This is a genomic window from Rhodoplanes sp. (genome assembly GCF_013377085.1).
Lineage (GTDB): Bacteria > Pseudomonadota > Alphaproteobacteria > Rhizobiales > Xanthobacteraceae > Rhodoplanes.
This window is the reverse complement of record NZ_JACAAX010000052.1, coordinates 17,551-35,861: the sequence shown is the minus strand read 5'-3', so window position 1 is coordinate 35,861 and position 18,311 is coordinate 17,551. Positions and strand designations below refer to the sequence as shown.

Here is an 18,311-nt window from a genome sequence, read left to right as displayed (position 1 = left end):
CGGGCCGGTGCCGCATGGCGGCAGGAGGTTGCAGATGATCGCGGGTGAGGTCGCAGCGCCGGCACGGCGCAGCCTGAGGGGTGCGGCGATCGCCGCCGCGGTGATTCTGGCGGTCGGCGTCCTCGGCTCCGGCGCGGCGCTGGCCCAGGCGCCGTGCCGCACCACCGGCAGCTTCGAAAGCTGGCTCGAGCGGTTCAAGCAGGAGGCGATCCAGCAAGGGATTTCGCGCAACGCCATCGCGGCGGCCTCGCCCTATCTGGTCTACGACCAGCGCATCGTGAACATCGATCGCGGCCAGAAATTCTTCGCCCAGAGCTTCCTGCAGTTCTCCGACAAGACGTTGCCGGCCTACCGGCTGCAGAAAGGCGCCGAGCAGATCGGCAAGCATGCCGCCCTGTTCGCCCGGGCCGAGAAGCAGTTCGGCGTGCCGGCCCCGATCATCGTCGCCTTCTGGGGCCTGGAGAGCGACTTCGGGGGCGACATGGGCAAGGACCACGCGATCCGCTCGCTGGCGACGCTCGCCTATGACTGCCGTCGCTCGGAGATGTTCCGCGGCCACCTGTTCGACGCCCTGCGGATGATCGAGCGCGGCGACCTGCAGCCGGCCGAGATGATCGGCTCGTGGGCCGGCGAGCTCGGCCAGACCCAGATGATGCCGTCCGAATACATGAAGCACGCCATCGACTGGGACGGCGACGGCCACCGCAACCTGCTGAAGAGCGTGCCCGACGTGATCGGCTCGAGCGCCAGCTATCTCCAGGAGCTCGGCTGGCGGCGCGGCGAGCCTTGGCTGCGCGAGGTGAAGGTCCCGGCCAGCATGCCGTGGGATCAGGCTGATCTCGCCATCCAGCACCCGCACGCGAAATGGGGCGAATGGGGTGTGACGCTGCGTGACGGCAAGCCGTTGCCGGCCGGCGGCCCGCCGGCGTCGCTGCTGCTGCCGATGGGGCGGCTCGGTCCGGCCTTCCTGGTCTATCCGAACTTCCAGGCCTACCTGAAGTGGAACGCCTCGCTGGTCTACGCGACCACGGCCGCCTATTACGCGACTCGGCTCGCCGGAGCACCGCCGATGTATCGCGGCGCGCCCGGCATTCCGGTGCTGAGCCAGGAGGAGGCGAAGGAGCTGCAGGAGCTGCTCAACCGCGCCGGCTTTCAGGGCGGCATTCCGGACGGCAAGATCGGCAGCGGCACCCGCGCGGCCATCAAGCAGGCGCAGATGAAGCTCGGCCTGCCGGCCGACTCCTATCCGACCCCGGAGCTGATCGCCCGCTTGCGCACCGGGCGGTGAGGAGCATTCGCTCGAAACCGTCCGCTCAGCGGGCGACGCGCACGCGCGGGCGACTCGCCTGCCCCTCCGACGATCCCGCCTGCATGGCGGTCTCGATGTCGCGGGCTGCCGCGATGACGTTGGGCGCCAGCCGAGCGCGCAGTGCCTCGTCGTAGCGTGCCTTGGGCACCAGGAAGCTGATGCTGCCCAGCACGGCGCGGCGCTGTCCGAACACCGGTGCGGCGATGGCGGCGCGGACCTGGTCGACGTCGCCGGAGGCCGCCGCATAGCCGGCACGGCGGAACGCGGCGAGGTGCCGGCGGAAATCGTCCCAGCTCTGGCCGAGCCCGGCCGAGGCGATCTCCGGCGCGTTCGCGGCGTACAGCGACTTCAGGGTGCGGTTCGGCAGGTGGGCCAGAATGATCTTGGAGGTGGCGCCGCGGAACAGCGGCATCGGCCGTCCGCGCTGGAACACGATCGGCTCCTGCGGGCCGCGCCCCATCTCCTGATGGACGCACATCACGCGGTCGTGGAACAGCCGGCACAGCAGCACCGCGCCGCCCTCGGAGGCGTGCTCGATCAGCTCGCTCATCACGTCGCGGGCCACCTTCAGCATCGGATCGCAGAGCTGGATCTGCCGGTCCATCTGGATGATGGCGGGCCCGAGCGTGTAGCTCGCGCCGGACACCGGGCTGATCAGCCCGGCCCGGGTGAGACGCTTGAAATAGCGGTAGGCGGTCGTCGCGGACACGCCGAGCTGCACCGCCGCCTCTTCCACGGTCCATTCGGGACGGTCGAGCGTGAACAGCCCGAGCACGGCGAGCAGCCGATCGCCGCTGCTCGGAAGCCCCCCCTCGTCCTTGGACCGACCCGGAGCCTGGCCGCGCACCGGAGTGGGATAAGACACTGTCGTCGCCCCTGCTGTTGTGGTACCGAAACACTAGTGGCACAACTTGGAGATGTTTCAAGCATTTCTTGCAAAGGATGCGATTTTAACTAAATTTTTGTGACGCGAGCCGCCATGCGCCGCCGCGCACGACACTGCGTCAGGTATTGCCCAAGTTATCGCGAGCCGATGATTGCGCCCAGATGATTGCGGAAATGATTTTTTGCGGATGATCCGAGCGGATCACACCTCGATATCAAACAGATCACGCACAAATGCACGCCCCTGCTCCGGGCTTATCCGCCTTCGCTTTTGGTCGTGCAGGCGCTCCGACCCAGGAACGTTCCGGGTCACGCCCCGTTGTAAAAGCATCGGCGGCGCGGCCCGATCTTGCTCGCCGCGACCCTGATTCGGACGGACCCGCGTGCAAGAAACCCTTTCTTCCCTGACGGTCGAGGATCCGGCGCCGCGGCACGCCATGGCACCGCCCCGGCGCGGGCCGCCCATCGAGGACCCCGGCCCCGGGGCGACCGATCCCGGGCCGATCGATGATCCGGAGGCGGACGAGGACGAGCCCGGCCCGATCGAGGATCCGGCGCCCGGGCACGACCAGCCGCCCGACATCGACGACCCGACGACGCGCCCCGAGGAGCCGACCCTGCAGGTCTCGGCGCTTCGGGGAGCCGCCGTCGACTGATCGGAGCGACCATGACGCCTGTGCGGCCCGCGGCGATGGTCGACCTCGACGAGGTCGCCCTGCTGCTCGATATCGACGGCACGCTGCTCGACTTCGCGCCGACGCCGTCCGAGGCGTGGGTGCCGCCGGCGCTGCGCCGGACGCTCGCCGGCCTGCTCGCCCGCACGGGCGGCGCGCTGGCGCTGGTGAGCGGCCGTCCCCTCGCCGGCCTCGACCTCCTGTTCGCGCCGCTGGAGCTGCCGGCGATCGGCGGCCACGGCGCCGAGCTGCGGCCGGCGGCGGGCGCATCCGCCGACCCCGACCGCACGCCCGGGCTCGATCCGCGGCTCAAGCGCACGCTCGCCACCATCGCCGAGATCGGCCCCGGCATCCTGCTCGAGGACAAGGGCTACTCGCTCGCCGTCCACTACCGGCTCGCGCCCGACAAGGGCGAGACCGTGCGCGAGATGGTCGCCGCGGTGTGCGCGTCGTTTCCGGAGCTGCCGCTCGAAATCCTGCCCGGCATGGCCGTCGTCGAGGTGAAGCCGAGCGCCTTCGACAAGGCGACCGCGGTCGCCGAGCTGATGCGGATCGCCCCGTTTGCGGGACGCCGGCCCGTGTTCGTCGGCGACGACGTCACCGACGAGCGGGTGTTTCCGATCCTGCCGCCGATGCGCGGCATCGGCTTCTCGGTCAGCCGCCGGATCGACGGCGTGGACGGTTGCTTCGACGCCCCCGCCGACGTGCGCGCCTGGCTCGACGGACTGTTGGCCAGGCAGCCTGTGGGGTGAGCCACGCGCCGTCATTCCGGGGCGCGGGCTGAAAGCCCGCGAGCCCGGAATCCATACACACTGACCGGGGTTATGGATCCCGGGCTCGCCGCTGCGCGGCGCCCCGGGACGACGAAGGCCGACGTCACGACTTCGGCGTCACGCCCCCGAGGGCGGGGCCTCCCGCCGCTCGCTCGGCGCGGGCTGGCGGGCGGCGAGCAGATAGTAGGCGCTGTTGACCAGCGCGACATGCGTGAAGGCCTGCGGGAAATTGCCGAGCTGGCGGCAGCCGCGGACGTCGTATTCCTCGGCCAGGAGCCCGACATCGTTGCGCAGCGCCAGCAGGCGCTCGAACAGCGCCTGCGCCTCGTCGACGCGCCGCTGCAGCACATAGACGTCGGCGAGCCAGAAGCTGCAGGCGAGAAAGGCCCCCTCGCCGGGCGGCAGGCCTTCGCTGGACGCCCCGGTGCGATAGCGCAGCACGAAGCCGTCCTCCAGGAGGTCCTGCTCGACGGCCGCGATGGTGGCGGCGATGCGCGGGTCGTCGACCGGCAGGAAGCCGGCCTTCGGCAGCAGCAGAAGGCTCGCGTCGAGCTGCGTCGAGCCGAAGGACTGCACGAAGCAGCCGCGCCCAGGGTCGACGCCGCGGGCGCAGACATGCGCGTGAATCTGCTCGCGCAACGCTTTCCAATGCTCCACCGGCCCCGGCAGGCCGTACAGCTCGGCGCTGGCGATGGCGCGGTCGTAGGCGACCCAGCACATCACCTTGGAGAAGGTGAAATGCCGGCGCGGCCCGCGCACCTCCCACAGGCCCTCGTCGGGCTCGCCCCAGACCCTCTCGAGATGCTCGAGCAGCTTCACCTGCAGGTCCCAGCCGGAGGCGCTCGGGGCGAGGCCGCCCCGCCGCGCATTGTGAAACGTCCCCATCACCTCGCCGAACACGTCGAGCTGGAGCTGGCCGTGCGCGGCGTTGCCGATGCGGACCGGCTTCGAGCCCTCGTAGCCGGCGAGCCACGGCACCTCCCATTCGGTGAGGCGCCGCTCGCCCGCGAGCCCGTACATGATCTGGAGCTGATCCGGGCTGCCGGCGACGGCGCGCACCAGCCAGTCGCGCCACGCCTGGGCCTCGTGGAAATAGCCGCCGTTCATCAGCGCGAACAGAATCAGGGTCGAGTCGCGATAGCGGCGCGTCACGCGCGGCGGTCGGATCACGCGGCACGATGCGCCAGTGGCCGTTCTCGGGCCCTCCGAGCAGCGCCGCGAAGCAGGCGTCGGAATCGAAGCGTGGCCAGCACAGCCAGACGATCGCGCCGGTGCGGTCGACCAGCGCGGCTGTCTCGCAGTCGCCGATCAGGGCATGGTCTTCGATGGGTGAGGACATGAAGATGGAGATACCCGGCGACCTCGGCCGTCTTCGCCCGCGAAGGCGGGCGATCCTGTGAAGACTTGGCCGTATGAGCTCTATCGGCGTCTCTCGGCGTACTGGGTGCCCCGCCGGCGCGGGGCACGACGCTCCAGCTTGTCGGGCAGCCGGCAAACGGACGCGTCAGCTCGCCGCCCGGAGATCGTCCGGCGGATGCGACTCACGGGCGACCTGCTCGGCTTCGCGGCTCGGCGGATAGGTCTGCTCGCCCTCGTCCGTCAGAGTCGGCAGCTCGCCTTCCGCGGCGGCGGGGCCGGCCGGTTCCACCCGGTCGGCCGCGATCGTGGGATCCTCCGGATCGCGATAGACCGGCACCAGCGCCAGACGGTGATTCTCCTCGATCGCCACCAGCTCCCGGGCGAGCTCCCAATGGGCATCGGCCTGCCCCTCGGGACAGCCCTGCTCCTGCCAGATCTGATAAGCGCGTTCGCGCACGCGCTGCTCGTGGTCGTGCATCGTCGTCTCCTCGCTGGTCGGTTCGAGAACCGTATGGACGCCGACACGGTCCCGCCTCGGCGACGTCCCGCGAGTCGCGATGATAGTCCCGCGGCGTGACAGGCGTAAGCGCTAACGCGACCTCCGGCCGGTTCCACGCTGCGCATCGCCGGCGCGCAGCACCGCGACCGGCAGCGGCCCGAGCAGCGCACCAGCCGGCACGCGGCCCGACGGCGGCGCCATGCCGGGCCGCAACACGTCGCTGCGCACCGCGTAAGCGTCGAGAACGACGGTGGCGTCGAGCGCCGCCGGATCGAGCCAGCGCCGTCCGCCGTCGGTGAGCGGGGCGAAATGGCGGCCGACCACGACGATCACGGCCTCGCGCCGCCCGGTGCGGGCGAAGGCGAGCACGTGGCCGGCCTGCGGCCCCTCGACCGGGACGGGCCGATAGCCGCCGTTGGCGAACAGATGCGGCAGCGTCCGCCGCAGCGCCAGCAGCCGGCGGGTCAGCGCGAGCTTGATGCGGCCATCCGGCCAGGCGGCGGCGAGTCCGTCCCAGTCGGGCACATCGTCGACCGCGTCGAGCGCAGCACGGCGCGCGGCGAAGTCGACGGCGCGGCGATTGTCCGGATCGACCAGCGACAGGTCCCAGAACTCGGTGCCCTGATAGATGTCGGGCACGCCCGGAATGGTCGCCTTGAGGGCGAGCTGCGAGAGGCTGTTCAGGGCGCCGAGCAGCGCGGTGCGACGGGCGAAGCCGGCGAAATCCTCGAGAAACTCGCGCGACACCTCGGGGTCGAGCAGGCCGGCGACGAACCTGGTGACGGCGCCCTCGTAGGCGTCGTTGGGATTATGCCAGCTCGTCTCCTGCTTGCCCTCGCGCAGCGCCTTGACCGCATAGGTCTGCATCCGCTCGATCAGCGCGGCGTCGGCGCCGCCCTGCGGCCAGACTCCGATCAGCGCTTGGTAGAGCATGTATTCGTGCGCGTCGGAGGGCGCGCGGCGCGGCTTCCAGGTCAGCAGGGACTCGTTGAGATTCCGCCAGCGACGCACGGAGGCGTCGAAGTCCTCGGCGAGCTCGGCGATCGCCAGGATGCGCATGCGCGCATCCTCGCCGCGCTTGGTGTCGTGGGTCGCGGTCGTCGTCATGGCGTGCGGCGTCTCGAGGCGCGCCCGCATGCGATAGTCGAACTCGCCGGGCGACAGCGCCGGCAGCACCGGCTCGCCGCCCACCTCGTTGAGCGCGAGCAGCCGGTGGTAGCGATAGAAGGCGGTGTCCTCCAGCGCCTTCGCCATCACGGGCCCGGTGAGCTGCTGTACCTTGCCGGAGAAGTGCTTCACGCGGGCCGAGCTGTAACCGACGCGGCCGGGCGCGATCAGATCGAGGGTCAAGACGTCTTGCAGGAAGTCGAGGACCCCGGTGTCCGGGCCGAACCAGCGCGCGCTGGCGCGGAAGATCGTCTCGACGATCAGGGCGCGGTCGTCGTCCGAGACGTGGCCGCCGCCGATATAGGTGCGGTAGACCGGGAAGTGCACCATGTAGCCGAGCAGCGCGGCGCGCAGGCGCTCGAACGTGAAGTCGCGGCTCCTCCAATGGCCGGCGGCGATGCGCGCGAGCAACCGGCACAGCACCGTGAATTCGCTCGCCAGCAGGGTCTCGAGCACGCGCACCTTGGCGCTCTCGACGATCGCCTCGAAATTCTGCCGCTCGCCCAGAATGTCGCGGTAGAGCGCGTCGAGCCGCGGCATGCCGGCCTCGTCGAGCAGCACCCGGCTGATCACGTTGAGCACGTCGTAGCCCGTGGTCCCGGCGACGCCGGGCAGCGCCGGCATCGGCTCGCCCTCGGCGAGGATCTTTTCCGCGACGATATAGAACGGCTGCGCACGCGCCGGACCGGGCCGCACGACGCGCACGACGCGCGCCAGCCGGCGCGAGTACTGGATGGGATCGAGAAGCCCGTCGACGTGATCGAGCCGCAGCCCGTGCAGGCGGCCGGTGCGGATCAGCTCGAGCACGCGGCGGTGCGCGGCGTTGAAGGTCGGCAGATGCTCGACCCTGATGCCGGCGAGATCGTTGATGTCGAAGAAGCGCCGGTAGTTGATCTCCGTGAAGGCGACACGCCAATGCGCCACGCGGTAATGCTGACGCTCGAGCAGGCGATGCAGCCGCGCGGAATCGTTGGCGCCCGGCCGGTAGGCGGCAAGGCCGCGCTCGACCACGTCCGCGCCGCCCGTGACGGCCGCGAGCTCGGCCTTGAAGGCGGGCGCGTGCTCGCGGGTCGGCTCGTTCGGATCCGGAAAGCGGTCGGCGAGGTCGAGCAGCCGGCGGCCCGCCTCGGTGCCGGCGGCGCCCGCCTCCGCCACCACGGTCTTGAGGATGTCGCCGTAGCGGTTGGGGCGGATCGGCAGGCGATGGTCGAAATACCAGACCGAGAAGCTGCCCTGCTCGGCGTCGTATTTGAGAACGAGGTCACCGTCGTCCAGCGCCTCGCCGTAGGACTTGCCGAGGATCGGGATCAGGAGCCCGCCCTGCGGCCGGTAGGGCAGCGTCTCCCATGCGATGTCGAAGGAGGCGGCGTGCGGCGACCGCTGGCCCCATTCGAGCACGTCGAGCCACCACGCATTGTCGGAATAGCCGATGCCCATATGGTTCGGCACGAAGTCGAGAATGAGGCCGATGTCGGCCTTTGCGAGCGCCTCCGACAGACGCTCGAACGCATCGTCGCCCCCGAACTCGGGATTGAGTGCGTCGTGGTCGACGATATCGTAGCCGTGCGTCGAGCCGGCGCGCGCCTTCAGGAAAGGCGAGGCGTAGAGATGGCTGACGCCGAGCGATGTCAGATACGGCACCAGCGCGGCAGCGTCGTCGAAGCCGAATTTGGCGGAAAGCTGCAGCCGATAGGTCGCGGTCGGAACGATTGGCGGCATTCGGCGTCTCTCTCCACGACCGGAAATGTTCTGATCATATAAGCGTTCCGGCTGATCAGTTCGACTGCTGCCCCCCACCCCCGACCCCTCCCCGCCACTCGCTTCGCTAGCGGGGGGAGGGGAGCAGAGGCGCTGCGGCTCCCCTCCCCCCGCAAAGCGGCGGGGAGGGGTCGGGGGTGGGGGCAGGCGCCGAGCGCAGACGTCAGTTGCCCTGGATCCGAGCTGATCACCCGGATCCCGCATTACACCACCCCGGCGGCGATATCGGGGCGTTCCACCGTCCCCCACACGACCTCGATCGCGCGCGAGCACGGTCGCGCTCGAGGAACCATCGAGCAGAGTTGCGAAGACTGCCGCGGGAGCGCGTCCTCGTCACCAAGGACGGATCAAACCCGCGCAGGCGTCATCCGGTTCCCGCGAACACCATGACGGAGTGCGAGGGGGCCGCGAGCGTCTGGCCCGGCTTCACGGGCGGCTCCTGGTGGCCAGGATCCGGCGCCGCGGTGGCGAGGATGCGGGACCAGCCGGTGCATTTCGGCCAATTCGGCAGGGTGATATCGACCGCTTGGGCGGCAGCGTTGAGCACGATCAGCAAAGGGGCCCCCGAGGTGTCGAGCGGCGCGAGCACGTAGGACAGGAAGCGCGCCTCCTCGAAGGCCCAATCCGCGCCGTCCATCTCGGTTCCACCCGGGGTCAGCCATTTGATGTCGTACTGGTCGCCGCGCCGGCCGACCAGCCAGCGGCGGCCGTGGAGTTGCGGATAGTCGCGGCGCAGGGCCGTGAGCGCCTCGATCAGCGACGTCACGTCGTCGCCGTCGCGGCCGAGGCCGGACCAGTCGACCCAGCCGACCTCGTTGTCCTGGCAATACGGGTTGTTGTTGCCGTTCTGCGAGTTGCCGACCTCGTCACCGGCCAGCAACAGCGGCACGCCCTGGGCGAGGAACAGCGTCGCCAGCATGGCGCGGCGGACGCGGCGGCGGACCTCCAGCACCGCCTTGTCGGCAGTCGGCCCCTCGACGCCCCAGTTGGCGCTGAGATTGTCGTCGGAGCCGTCGCGATTGCCCTCGCCGTTCGCTTCGTTGTGCTTTTGCGAGTAGCTCACCAGATCGGCGAGCGTGAAGCCGTCATGCACCGTCACGTGGTTGATGCTGGCCCGCGGCAGCCGCCGACGATACTTGAAGCGGTCGGCCGAGCCGGTCTTGCGGGCGGCGAGGTCGCGGATCTGGTTGGCATCGCCGCGCCAGAACGAGCGCACGGTGCGGCGGTACTGATCGTTCCATTCCGACCAGCCGGGCGGGAAGCCGCCGAGCTGATAGCCGCCCAGGCCGATGTCCCAGGGCTCGGCGATCAGCTTCACGCGCGCCATCACCGGGTCCTGGCTGACCGCGGCGAAGAAGCCCGAGGTCGGGTCGAAGCCGTGCGGCTCGCGTCCCAGCACGGTCGCGAGGTCGAAGCGGAAGCCGTCGACATGGCACTGCTCGACCCAGTAGCGCAGCGAGTCCATCACCATCTGCAGGACGCGCGGATGGGTCAGGTTCAGCGAGTTGCCCGTGCCGGTGAAGTCGTCGTAGTAGCGCGGCGCGTTCGGCCGCAGCCAATAGTACGAGGCGTTGTCGATGCCGCGGAACGACAGCGTCGGCCCGAGGTGATTGCCTTCGCCGGTGTGGTTGTAGACGACGTCGAGAATGACCTCGATGCCGGCCTCGTGGAGCTGGCCGACCGTCGCCTTGAACTCCTCGAGCCCGGTGTCGGGCGCACCGTAGCGCGGCTCCGGCGCGAAGAAGCCGACGGTGCCGTAGCCCCAGTACTGGCGCAGGCCCCTCTCGACCAGCATGCGCTCGTCGACGAAGGCGTGCACCGGCAGGAGCTCGATCGCGGTGACGCCGAGCCGCTTCATGTGCTCGATCATGGTCGGCGCCGAAAGGCCGCGGAAGGTGCCGCGCAGATTGGCCGGCACGTCCTTGCGCTGCATCGTCAGGCCACGGACATGCGCCTCGTACACGATGGTGGAATGCCAAGGCGTCCCGGGATGGCGGTCGTGCCCCCAGGTGAAGGCGTCGTCGACGACGACGGCCTTGGGAACGCCGCGGGCATTGTCGCGCTTGTCGAAGGAGAGGTCGCCGCGGGCGCTGCGCATGCGATAGGCGAAATGCGCGTCGCTCCACACGAAATGCCCGGTCAGCCGCTTGGCGTAGGGATCGAGCAGCAGCTTGTGGTGGTTGAAGCGGTGGCCGCGCTCCGGGTCGTACGGCCCGTAGACACGGTAGCCGTAGACCTGGCCCGGCACGACCTGCGGCAGATAGGCGTGCCAGATGTCCTCCGTGCAGACGGGCAGGACGACTCGCTCGACCTCACGACGGCCACTCTGATCGAACAGGCACAGCTCGATCTTCTCGGCATTGGCCGAGAAGATCGCGAAGTTGGTCCCGCGGCCATCCCACGTCGCGCCGATTGGATACGGCGCGCCCGGCTCCACCCGCATGGCGTCAGTTCTCCGGGACCAGGATGATCCCGGCGAGCGGCGGCAGGACCAGGTCCAGCATGGCGCCGTGCTCGGTCTCCTCGGCCTGGAGGCGCCCGCCGTTGCCCATGTTGCTGCCGCCGTAGATCTCGGCGTCGCTGTTGAACACCTCGCGCCAGCCGCCGCCGAACGGCACCCGCATGCGATAGCTCGGGCGCGGCGTCGGCGTGAAGTTGAGGGCGACGAGACAGACGGAGCCCGGCTCGCGGCCGCGGCGCAGCCAGGCGAACACGCTCGCGGCGGCGTCGTCGACCACGACCCACTCGAAGCCGCCCGGCTCGGACTCGAGCTGATGCAGCGCCGGCAGAGTCTTGTAGAGGCGGTTGAGGTCGCGGATCAGGTCCTTGATGCCGGCGTGCTCCTTGTTCTCGAGCAGGTGCCAGTCGAGGCTGTGGTCGTGCGTCCACTCGCGCTCCTGGGCGAACTCGCCGCCCATGAACATCAGCTTCTTGCCGGGGTGGCCGAACATGAAGGTGTAGTAGGCGCGTAGATTGGCGAAGCGCTGCCAGCGGTCGCCCGGCATGCGGCCGAAGATCGAGCCCTTCCCGTGCACCACCTCGTCGTGGGAGAGCGGCAGCACGAAGTTCTCGAAGAACGCATACAGCATCCCGAAGGTGACGTCGTTGTGGTGGTGCTGGCGGTAGATCGGATCCTTGGCGATGTAGCGCAGGGTGTCGTGCATCCACCCCATGTTCCACTTGTAGCCGAAGCCGAGCCCGCCGACATCGGCCGGGCGCGAGACCAGCGGCCAGGCGGTGGATTCCTCTGCCATCGTGGTGGTGTTGGGGAAGCGGCCGAACACCTCGGTGTTGAAGCGGCGCAGGAGGTCGATCGCCTCCAGGTTCTCGCGGCCGCCGTACTTGTTCGGGATCCAGCCGCCCTCGGGCCGGCTGTAGTCGAGATACAGCATCGAGGCGACGGCGTCGACGCGCAGCCCGTCGACCTTGTAGCGGTCCATCCAGAACAGCGCATTGGCGACGATGAAGTTCGCCACCTCGCGCCGGCCGAAATTGTAGATCAGCGTGTTCCAGTCGAGGTGGCGGCCCTGCATGGCGTTGGCATGCTCGTAGAGCGCCGTGCCGTCGAAATTGGCGAGTCCGTGGGCGTCGTCCGGGAAGTGCCCCGGCACCCAGTCGAGGATCACGCCGATGCCGTGCTTGTGGCAGGCGTCGACGAAGATGGCGAAGTCGTGCGGCGTGCCGAACCGGCTGGTCGGGGCATAGAGGCCAATCGGCTGGTAGCCCCAGGACGCGTCGAACGGGTGCTCGGCGATCGGCAAGAGCTCGACATGGGTGAAGCCCATCTCGGCCACATAGGGCGGAAGCTGCTCGGCGAGCTCGCGATAGGTCAGCCAGGAATTGTTGAGATACGGATTGCGCCGCCACGAGCCGAGATGGACCTCGTAGATCGAGATCGGCGCATCGAGCCGGTTGATGCCGGCCGGCCCCGGCATGATCGGCGGCAGCGTCGACGGATCGACGACCACCGAGGCGGTCAGCGGACGCACCTCGGCCGAGAAGGCGTAAGGGTCGGATTTCAGCATCGGGGCCGACTGGTGTGGCCCGACGATCTCGAACTTGTACTTGTCGCCGGCCTTGACGTCCGGAATGAAGATCTCCCAGAAGCCGTTGCCGCGCACCCGCATGGCATGGCGGCGGCCGTCCCAGAAGTTGAAGTCGCCGACCACGCTGACCCGGCGGGCATTCGGCGCGAAAACCCCGAAAGCCACCCCGGCGACGCCCTCGTGCACCATCGTATGGGCGCCGAGCTTGTCGTAGATCTGCAGGTGGGTGCCCTCGCCCAGCAGATAGAGGTCGAGGTCGGAGAACACGGGCGCGAACCGGTACGGGTCCTCGACCTCGACCGGATCGCGCTGGCCCCAGCGGGCCAGCAGGCGGTAGTCGCGCCCGCCGGACGGCACCCGCCCGGCAAACAGCCCGGCGTCATGGATGCGCTTGAGCTCGCCCTCCTGGCCGTCGGCAAAGCGCACCCGCACCTGGCGGGCGCCCGGCAGGAACGCCCGCACGATCGGGGCGCCGTGGTCGATATGCGGTCCCAGATAACGGAAAGGATCGGCGTGATAGCCGCCGATGATGGCGTGGCCTTCCGGGGCGACGAGTTCAGTCATGGCTGCGCGCCCGCGGCAGGAAAAAGCGCCCGTGCCAGCCCGGCGAGCGGCACATGGACCCAGTCCGGACGATTGGCGAACTCATATCCCACCTCGTATACGGCCTTTTCCACGATAAAAAAGCGCAACAGCCGGTCCGCCGCGGCCTGGTCGGAGGGCCACAGCCGGCTGCCAGCCGTCGTTTCGCGCATGCACATCAAGAACGCATCCGTTGCTGCATCGCGCCAGGAGTCAAGTACCTCCGTGAGTCGGCCCGGCTCGTCTACCGCCTTCTCGAGGTGCCGGCTCAGCGCCGCCGTGGCGGCGTAGTCGAGCGAACGGACGAATCCGGCGGCGTCGCGGGCCGATGGCGCCTTGCGGGTCCGCTCTGACAGCGGTCGCTCCGGCTCACCCTCGAAGTCGACGATCTGGATGTCGTCCTTGGCGATCAGAATTTGCCCCAAATGATAATCTCCGTGATGTCTGATCTTGTCGACGTCGATCGGCCCGGCCAGCAGGCCGCGCAGGATGTCCAGCGCCTCGTCCTTACGGGCGAGCAGCAGGCGAGCCGCGGGCTGCGCTGCCGCGGTAAGCTGCGGCTGGCGGCTGGCGAGTTCGGCGAGAACGGCTTCGGCTTGGCGCAGGAGGTCCGATGTCCAGGTGTCGACATCCGACGCCGTCACCGGCTCGGGGGCGAAGCCCGGCACGTCCGTGCGGCTCGCCAATGCGAGGTGCATCTCGGCGGTGCGCCGGCCGATCTGGCGGGCCCGGTTGAGGAAGGCGACGTCCGGCTCCGGGGCGACCTCGCCCTCGGTCCGCAGCACGGCGGCGTCCTCGACGTAGCGGTCCAGGGCCGCCGCCGTATGGGCCCAGGCATCGCCCTGATTGCCGACGAACTGGTGCAGGACCGCGACGGTCGCACGCCCGTCCTCCTCGATGAGCTCGATCGTCCCCATCAGGCGCGGCGTGTTGCGGAAGTCGACCGCGTCGGTGAGGAAGCGCCCCATCTCGACCTCCGGATTGGTCCCGGCCGTCAGACGGCGAAAGACTTTCAGGACGAAGGAGGCGTCGATCAGGGTGGTCGAGTTCGACTGCTCGACGCCCGCCCCGCGCACCACCGCGATGTGCGGCAGCTCGGCCTGCGCGAACCGTGCAGTCGGCACGAACTCGACGGCGAGGCCGTGGCCCGCCTCGCGCCGGCCGCCGGCATGGATCTGGCTGACCAGGGTCGAGACCACCTCGCGGTCGGCGACCGCGTCGATCAGGGCACCCTCGCGATGGGTGCGACGGACCGGGGCGAGGATCGCGGCCGGCGGATGGTCGGTATTGTGGTCGATATGCCCCCAGCGTACCGCCAGCGGCAGCGCGTAGCGGGCGGTGCCCCGGGACGAGGTGTGGTCGATCACCGCGAGCACGGGCGGCAGCTCGCCGTCGGCGAGCGGCAGCAGGCGGGCGAGGCGCGTCTCGCCACCGTCGGCGCCCTTGCCGGCGAACCAGCGCCGCGTCGCCAGGAAGGACGGCAGCACCTCGCGCTCGAGATGCTGGCGGGCGCGGCCCTCGCCGAGCGAGCGCCAGCCGGCATGCAGCACCAGGGTCACCCATTCGCGCGGCATGGTCGTCTCCGTCGCGATGCCGCCCGAGTCCTCGGCGAGCTGAAACCAGAAGAACCCATAGGGCCCCAATGTGACGCCGAACGGACCATCCTCGATCCGCTTGAAGCGGGCGCGCCCGAGCATCTCGATCGGCACCCGGCCGCGCCAGGCCGGCAGGTCGATCTCGGCCCACTGGGCGGAGCGTGACAGATTGGCGACGCAGAGCATGACCTCGTTGCCGTGCTGGCGCAGATAAGCGAGCACCGAACGGTTGGACGGCCGCAGGATCGTCATGGTGCCGCGCCCGAGCACCTTGCTGGTCTTGCGCACGGCGATCATGCGCTTCATCCAGTTGTAGGGCGAGGAGATGCTGCGGCCCTGCGCCTCGACGTTCACGGCCTGGTAGCCGTAGACCGGGTCCATGATGGGCGGCAGATAGAGCTTGGCCGGATCGCAGCGCGAGAAGCCGCCGTTGCGGTCCGACGTCCACTGCATCGGGGTGCGCACGCCGTTGCGGTCGCCCAGATAGATGTTGTCGCCCATGCCGATCTCGTCGCCGTAATAGAGAACCGGCGTGCCCGGCAGCGACAACAGCAGGCTGTTCATCAGCTCGATCTTGCGCCGGTCGTTGTCCATCAGGGGCGCGAGCCGACGGCGGATGCCGAGATTGATGCGCGCGCGCGGGTCGGCCGCATAGGTCGACCACAAATAGTCGCGCTCGACGTCCGTCACCATCTCGAGCGTCAGCTCGTCGTGATTGCGCAGGAACAACGCCCACTGGCAGTTCGCCGGGATGTCCGGGGTCTGGCGCAGGATGTCGTTGATGGGGAAACGGTCCTCCTGCGCGATCGACATGTAGATGCGCGGCATCAGCGGGAAGTGGAACGCCATGTGGCACTCGTCGCCGTCGCCGAAATAGGCGCGCACGTCCTCCGGCCACTGGTTCGCCTCGGCGAGCAGGAAGGTGCCGGGCGCATAGGCGTCGAGCTCGGCCCGCAGCTTCTTGATGACCGAATGGGTCTCCGGCAGGTTCTCGTTGTTGGTGCCCTCGCGCTCGCACAGATAGGGGATGGCGTCGAGCCGGAAGCCGTCGACGCCGAAGTCGACCCAGCGGCGCATCACCTGCACCATGGCCCACAGCACCCGCGGATTGTCGTAGTTGAGGTCGGGCTGGTGCGAGAAGAAGCGATGCCAGTAATAGGCGCCGGCCTCCGGATCCCAGGTCCAGTTGGACTTCTCTGTGTCGGTGAAGATGATCCTCGTGTCGAGGTATTTCTGGTCGGTGTCGCTCCACACATACCAGTCGCGCGCGTTCGACCCGCGCTTGCTGCGCCGCGCCCGCTTGAACCAGGGGTGCTGGTCGGAGGTGTGGTTGATCACCAGCTCGGTGATCACCTTCAGGCCGCGCCGCTTGGCCTCGCTCATGAAACGGCGGAAGTCCTTCATCGAGCCGAAATCGGGATTGATGCGGCGATAGTCGGCGATGTCGTAGCCGTCGTCGCGGCCCGGGCTCGGATAGAAGGGTAGCAGCCACAGCGCCGTGACGCCGAGATCCTGCAGATAGTCGAGCTGATGGGTCAGGCCGTTGAAGTCGCCGATCCCGTCGTTGTTGCTGTCGAAGAACGACTTGACGTGGATCTGGTAGATCACCGCGTCCTTGTACCAGAGCGGACCGCCGGAGAGATCGTGTGCCGCCGCGGTCGCGATGTCGGAAAGAATGTTCATGGGCTCTCGGTTTTTCGAAAAACGTGATCAGGCGACGCAACGGACCCGCATGACAGGATCGGCGGCGGGATAGACGTCCGCGATGACGGACCACCGCCGATTGACCTCGGAGTCGAGCGGCGTCGCGTCCAGGGCCGACGACAGGCGCGGATCGTACATCATGAGCAAAGCTGGTCGCGTGGTCGGGAGCATCCCACCGGTGAAAGAAAACGCATACCGGCCGCTCCGGTTCCATGGTCGGCCGTGCCGACCCCACCCCGGGGCACCAATGCACAGAGTACATCGCCCGTGGGCCGGAGGATGCAGCCACCTCGGTGTCGTTTCGTCGCCGGACCATCTCGCTCGGTTCGCCCGGCTTTTGGCGGGAAGGCAGCCGACCGGAACCCGCGGCAAGCCAAGTTGTTGTTTCGAGGCGTGAACATAGAACCCGCGTGCGGGGCCAGGAGGTCGACCGTGGACATCGTCGTGGTTTCGAACCGGGTGGCCCGCGGGAAGGCCGACGAGCCGGTCACGGGCGGGCTCGCCGCCGCGCTGCTGCCGGCGGTGACGGAGTCCGGCGCCATCTGGGTCGGCACCAGCGGACGCACCCGGGACGTCTGCGCCAAGGAGCCGTTCGTCGAAATCGAGGCGCTCGGCAAGGGCGTGCTCGCAACCCTCGACCTGCCGAGCGCGCATTATCGCGGCTACTACGAGGGCTTCGCCAACTCGGCCCTGTGGCCGGCGCTGCATTCGCGATCCGATCTGATCCGCACGACGCCGCAGGACTACGCCTCCTATCGCGAGGTGAACTGCATCATGGCGCGGGCGCTGATGCGCTTTTGCCGCACCAAGACGATGGTTTGGGTGCAGGATTATCATTTCCTGCCGCTCGGCGCGGAGCTGCGCAAGCTCGGCGTCACCAAGCCGATCGGCTTCTTCCTGCACACGCCGCTGCCGAGTCGCGACATGCTGCTGGCGATCCCGCATCATCGCGAGCTGGTCGAGGCCATGCTCGCATATGACCTGATCGGTTTCCAGACGATCGATTCGCAGCGCAATTTCGAGGACTATCTGCGGTGCGAGCTCGGCCTTCCCGGCACGGGCGCGACGGTGCGCTCGCGCCACGGCGAGACCCGGCTCGGCACCTTCCCGATCGGCATCGACGCCGAGCTGTTCGCCGACCGCGCCACCAAGGCGGCGGCGCGCCCCGAGGTGTCGCGGCTGCGCTCCAGCCTGCAGGGAGCGAAGCTGGTCGTGGGCGTCGACCGGGTGGATTATTCGAAGGGCCTCGCCAACCGGATTCACGGCTTCGCCCATCTCCTCGAAACCGAGCCGTCGTTCCGGCGCGCCGTCACGCTGATGCAGATCGCCGTGCCGTCGCGCGGCGGCATCCCGGCCTATCGGGCGCTGAGGACGGAGATCGCGACGCTGGTGAGCGACGTCAATGGCCGCTTCGGCGAGCCAGACTGGACGCCGATCCGCTATCTCAACAAGGGCTTCTCCCAGACCGCGCTGGCCGGGTTCTACCGGACCGCCAGTGTCGGTTTGGTGACGCCCCTCGAGGACGGCATGAACCTGGTGGCCAAGGAGTATGTCGCCGCGCAGAACCCGTTCGATCCCGGCGTGCTGGTGCTGTCCGAGTTCGCCGGCGCCGCGCGCGAGCTCGACGCCGCCGTGCTGGTGAACCCACACGACACCAGCGCGATCGCCCGTGCACTGCGCCAGGCCCTCACCATGTCGGGTCCGGAGCGCTGCGAACGCTGGCAGGCCATGATGAAGATCTTGCGTGCGTCGTCGGTCCAGCTATGGTTCGCAGACTTCGTTCGCACGCTCGACGACTCGGCCCGTATGGCGCTGCCGGTCGTTACCGAGGTCCCGACGGTGCCCGTCGCCGCATCGCGCGGGTCGGACGCGCCGGTGGCGGCGCCGGTGGTGCGTTTGGAGCGCCACTGATATTTGCGCCACCGAACTTTGTGCCACCGAACTTTGTGCCACCGACCAG

Annotated in this window: 10 protein-coding genes and 1 pseudogene; 4 read left to right on the top strand and 7 right to left on the bottom strand. The window is 68.9% G+C overall.

The genetic code is table 11. From position 1 onward, the window contains the following. The first annotated feature begins 34 nt into the window (after window positions 1-34). The gene (locus HXX10_RS25930) at window positions 35-1,288 is read left to right on the top strand and encodes a lytic murein transglycosylase (RefSeq protein WP_296526205.1); all 1,254 of its coding nucleotides are present in this window, start codon (window positions 35-37) and stop codon (window positions 1,286-1,288) included. A gap of 25 nt (window positions 1,289-1,313) precedes the next feature. Here the strand turns inward: HXX10_RS25930 and HXX10_RS25925 are convergent, their stop codons facing one another. After that, window positions 1,314-2,174, bottom strand: a complete 861-nt coding sequence (locus HXX10_RS25925; protein WP_296526204.1) for an IclR family transcriptional regulator — start codon at window positions 2,172-2,174, stop codon at window positions 1,314-1,316. 403 nt (window positions 2,175-2,577) lie between these two features. Here HXX10_RS25925 and HXX10_RS25920 point away from each other — a divergent pair, with 403 nt between their 5' ends. Both HXX10_RS25920 and otsB read left to right on the top strand, forming a co-directional pair. Continuing rightward, on the top strand, window positions 2,578-2,850 hold the full coding sequence (locus HXX10_RS25920) for a hypothetical protein (RefSeq protein ID WP_296526203.1): 273 nt from the start codon (window positions 2,578-2,580) through the stop codon (window positions 2,848-2,850). An 11-nt stretch (window positions 2,851-2,861) separates the two neighbouring features. After that, a complete protein-coding gene (gene otsB / locus HXX10_RS25915; protein WP_296526202.1) occupies window positions 2,862-3,620 on the top strand; it encodes a trehalose-phosphatase in 759 nt (252 codons plus the stop codon). Between the two features lie 138 nt (window positions 3,621-3,758). Here otsB and HXX10_RS25910 read toward each other — a convergent pair. The 6 genes and pseudogenes from HXX10_RS25910 to treS all read right to left on the bottom strand — a co-directional run bounded on the left by HXX10_RS25910 (window position 3,759) and on the right by treS (window position 16,330). Next, window positions 3,759-4,980 (bottom strand): annotated as a pseudogene (locus HXX10_RS25910) (glycoside hydrolase family 15 protein). Between the two features lie 165 nt (window positions 4,981-5,145). Further along, window positions 5,146-5,478 (bottom strand): DUF2934 domain-containing protein, encoded by a 333-nt coding sequence (locus HXX10_RS25905; RefSeq protein WP_296526201.1) that lies wholly within the window; start codon window positions 5,476-5,478, stop codon window positions 5,146-5,148. Window positions 5,479-5,589: 111 nt separating this feature from the next. Continuing rightward, window positions 5,590-8,385, bottom strand: a complete 2,796-nt coding sequence (gene treY, locus HXX10_RS25900; protein ID WP_296526200.1) for a malto-oligosyltrehalose synthase — start codon at window positions 8,383-8,385, stop codon at window positions 5,590-5,592. A gap of 403 nt (window positions 8,386-8,788) precedes the next feature. After that, window positions 8,789-10,867 carry a glycogen debranching protein GlgX gene (glgX, locus tag HXX10_RS25895; RefSeq protein ID WP_296526199.1) on the bottom strand — a complete coding sequence of 693 codons (2,079 nt, stop codon included), beginning with the start codon at window positions 10,865-10,867 and terminating at the stop codon, window positions 8,789-8,791. Window positions 10,868-10,871: 4 nt separating this feature from the next. Further along, the gene (gene glgB / locus HXX10_RS25890; protein WP_296526198.1) at window positions 10,872-13,034 is read right to left on the bottom strand and encodes a 1,4-alpha-glucan branching protein GlgB; all 2,163 of its coding nucleotides are present in this window, start codon (window positions 13,032-13,034) and stop codon (window positions 10,872-10,874) included. Next, window positions 13,031-16,330 (bottom strand): maltose alpha-D-glucosyltransferase, encoded by a 3,300-nt coding sequence (gene treS, locus HXX10_RS25885; RefSeq protein ID WP_296526197.1) that lies wholly within the window; start codon window positions 16,328-16,330, stop codon window positions 13,031-13,033. The genes glgB and treS overlap by 4 nt, the downstream gene beginning before the upstream one ends. Before the next feature lie 453 nt (window positions 16,331-16,783). Between treS and HXX10_RS25880 the strand changes: the two genes are divergently transcribed. After that, window positions 16,784-18,262, top strand: a complete 1,479-nt coding sequence (locus HXX10_RS25880; RefSeq protein WP_296526196.1) for a trehalose-6-phosphate synthase — start codon at window positions 16,784-16,786, stop codon at window positions 18,260-18,262. The last annotated feature ends 49 nt before the right edge of the window (window positions 18,263-18,311 follow it).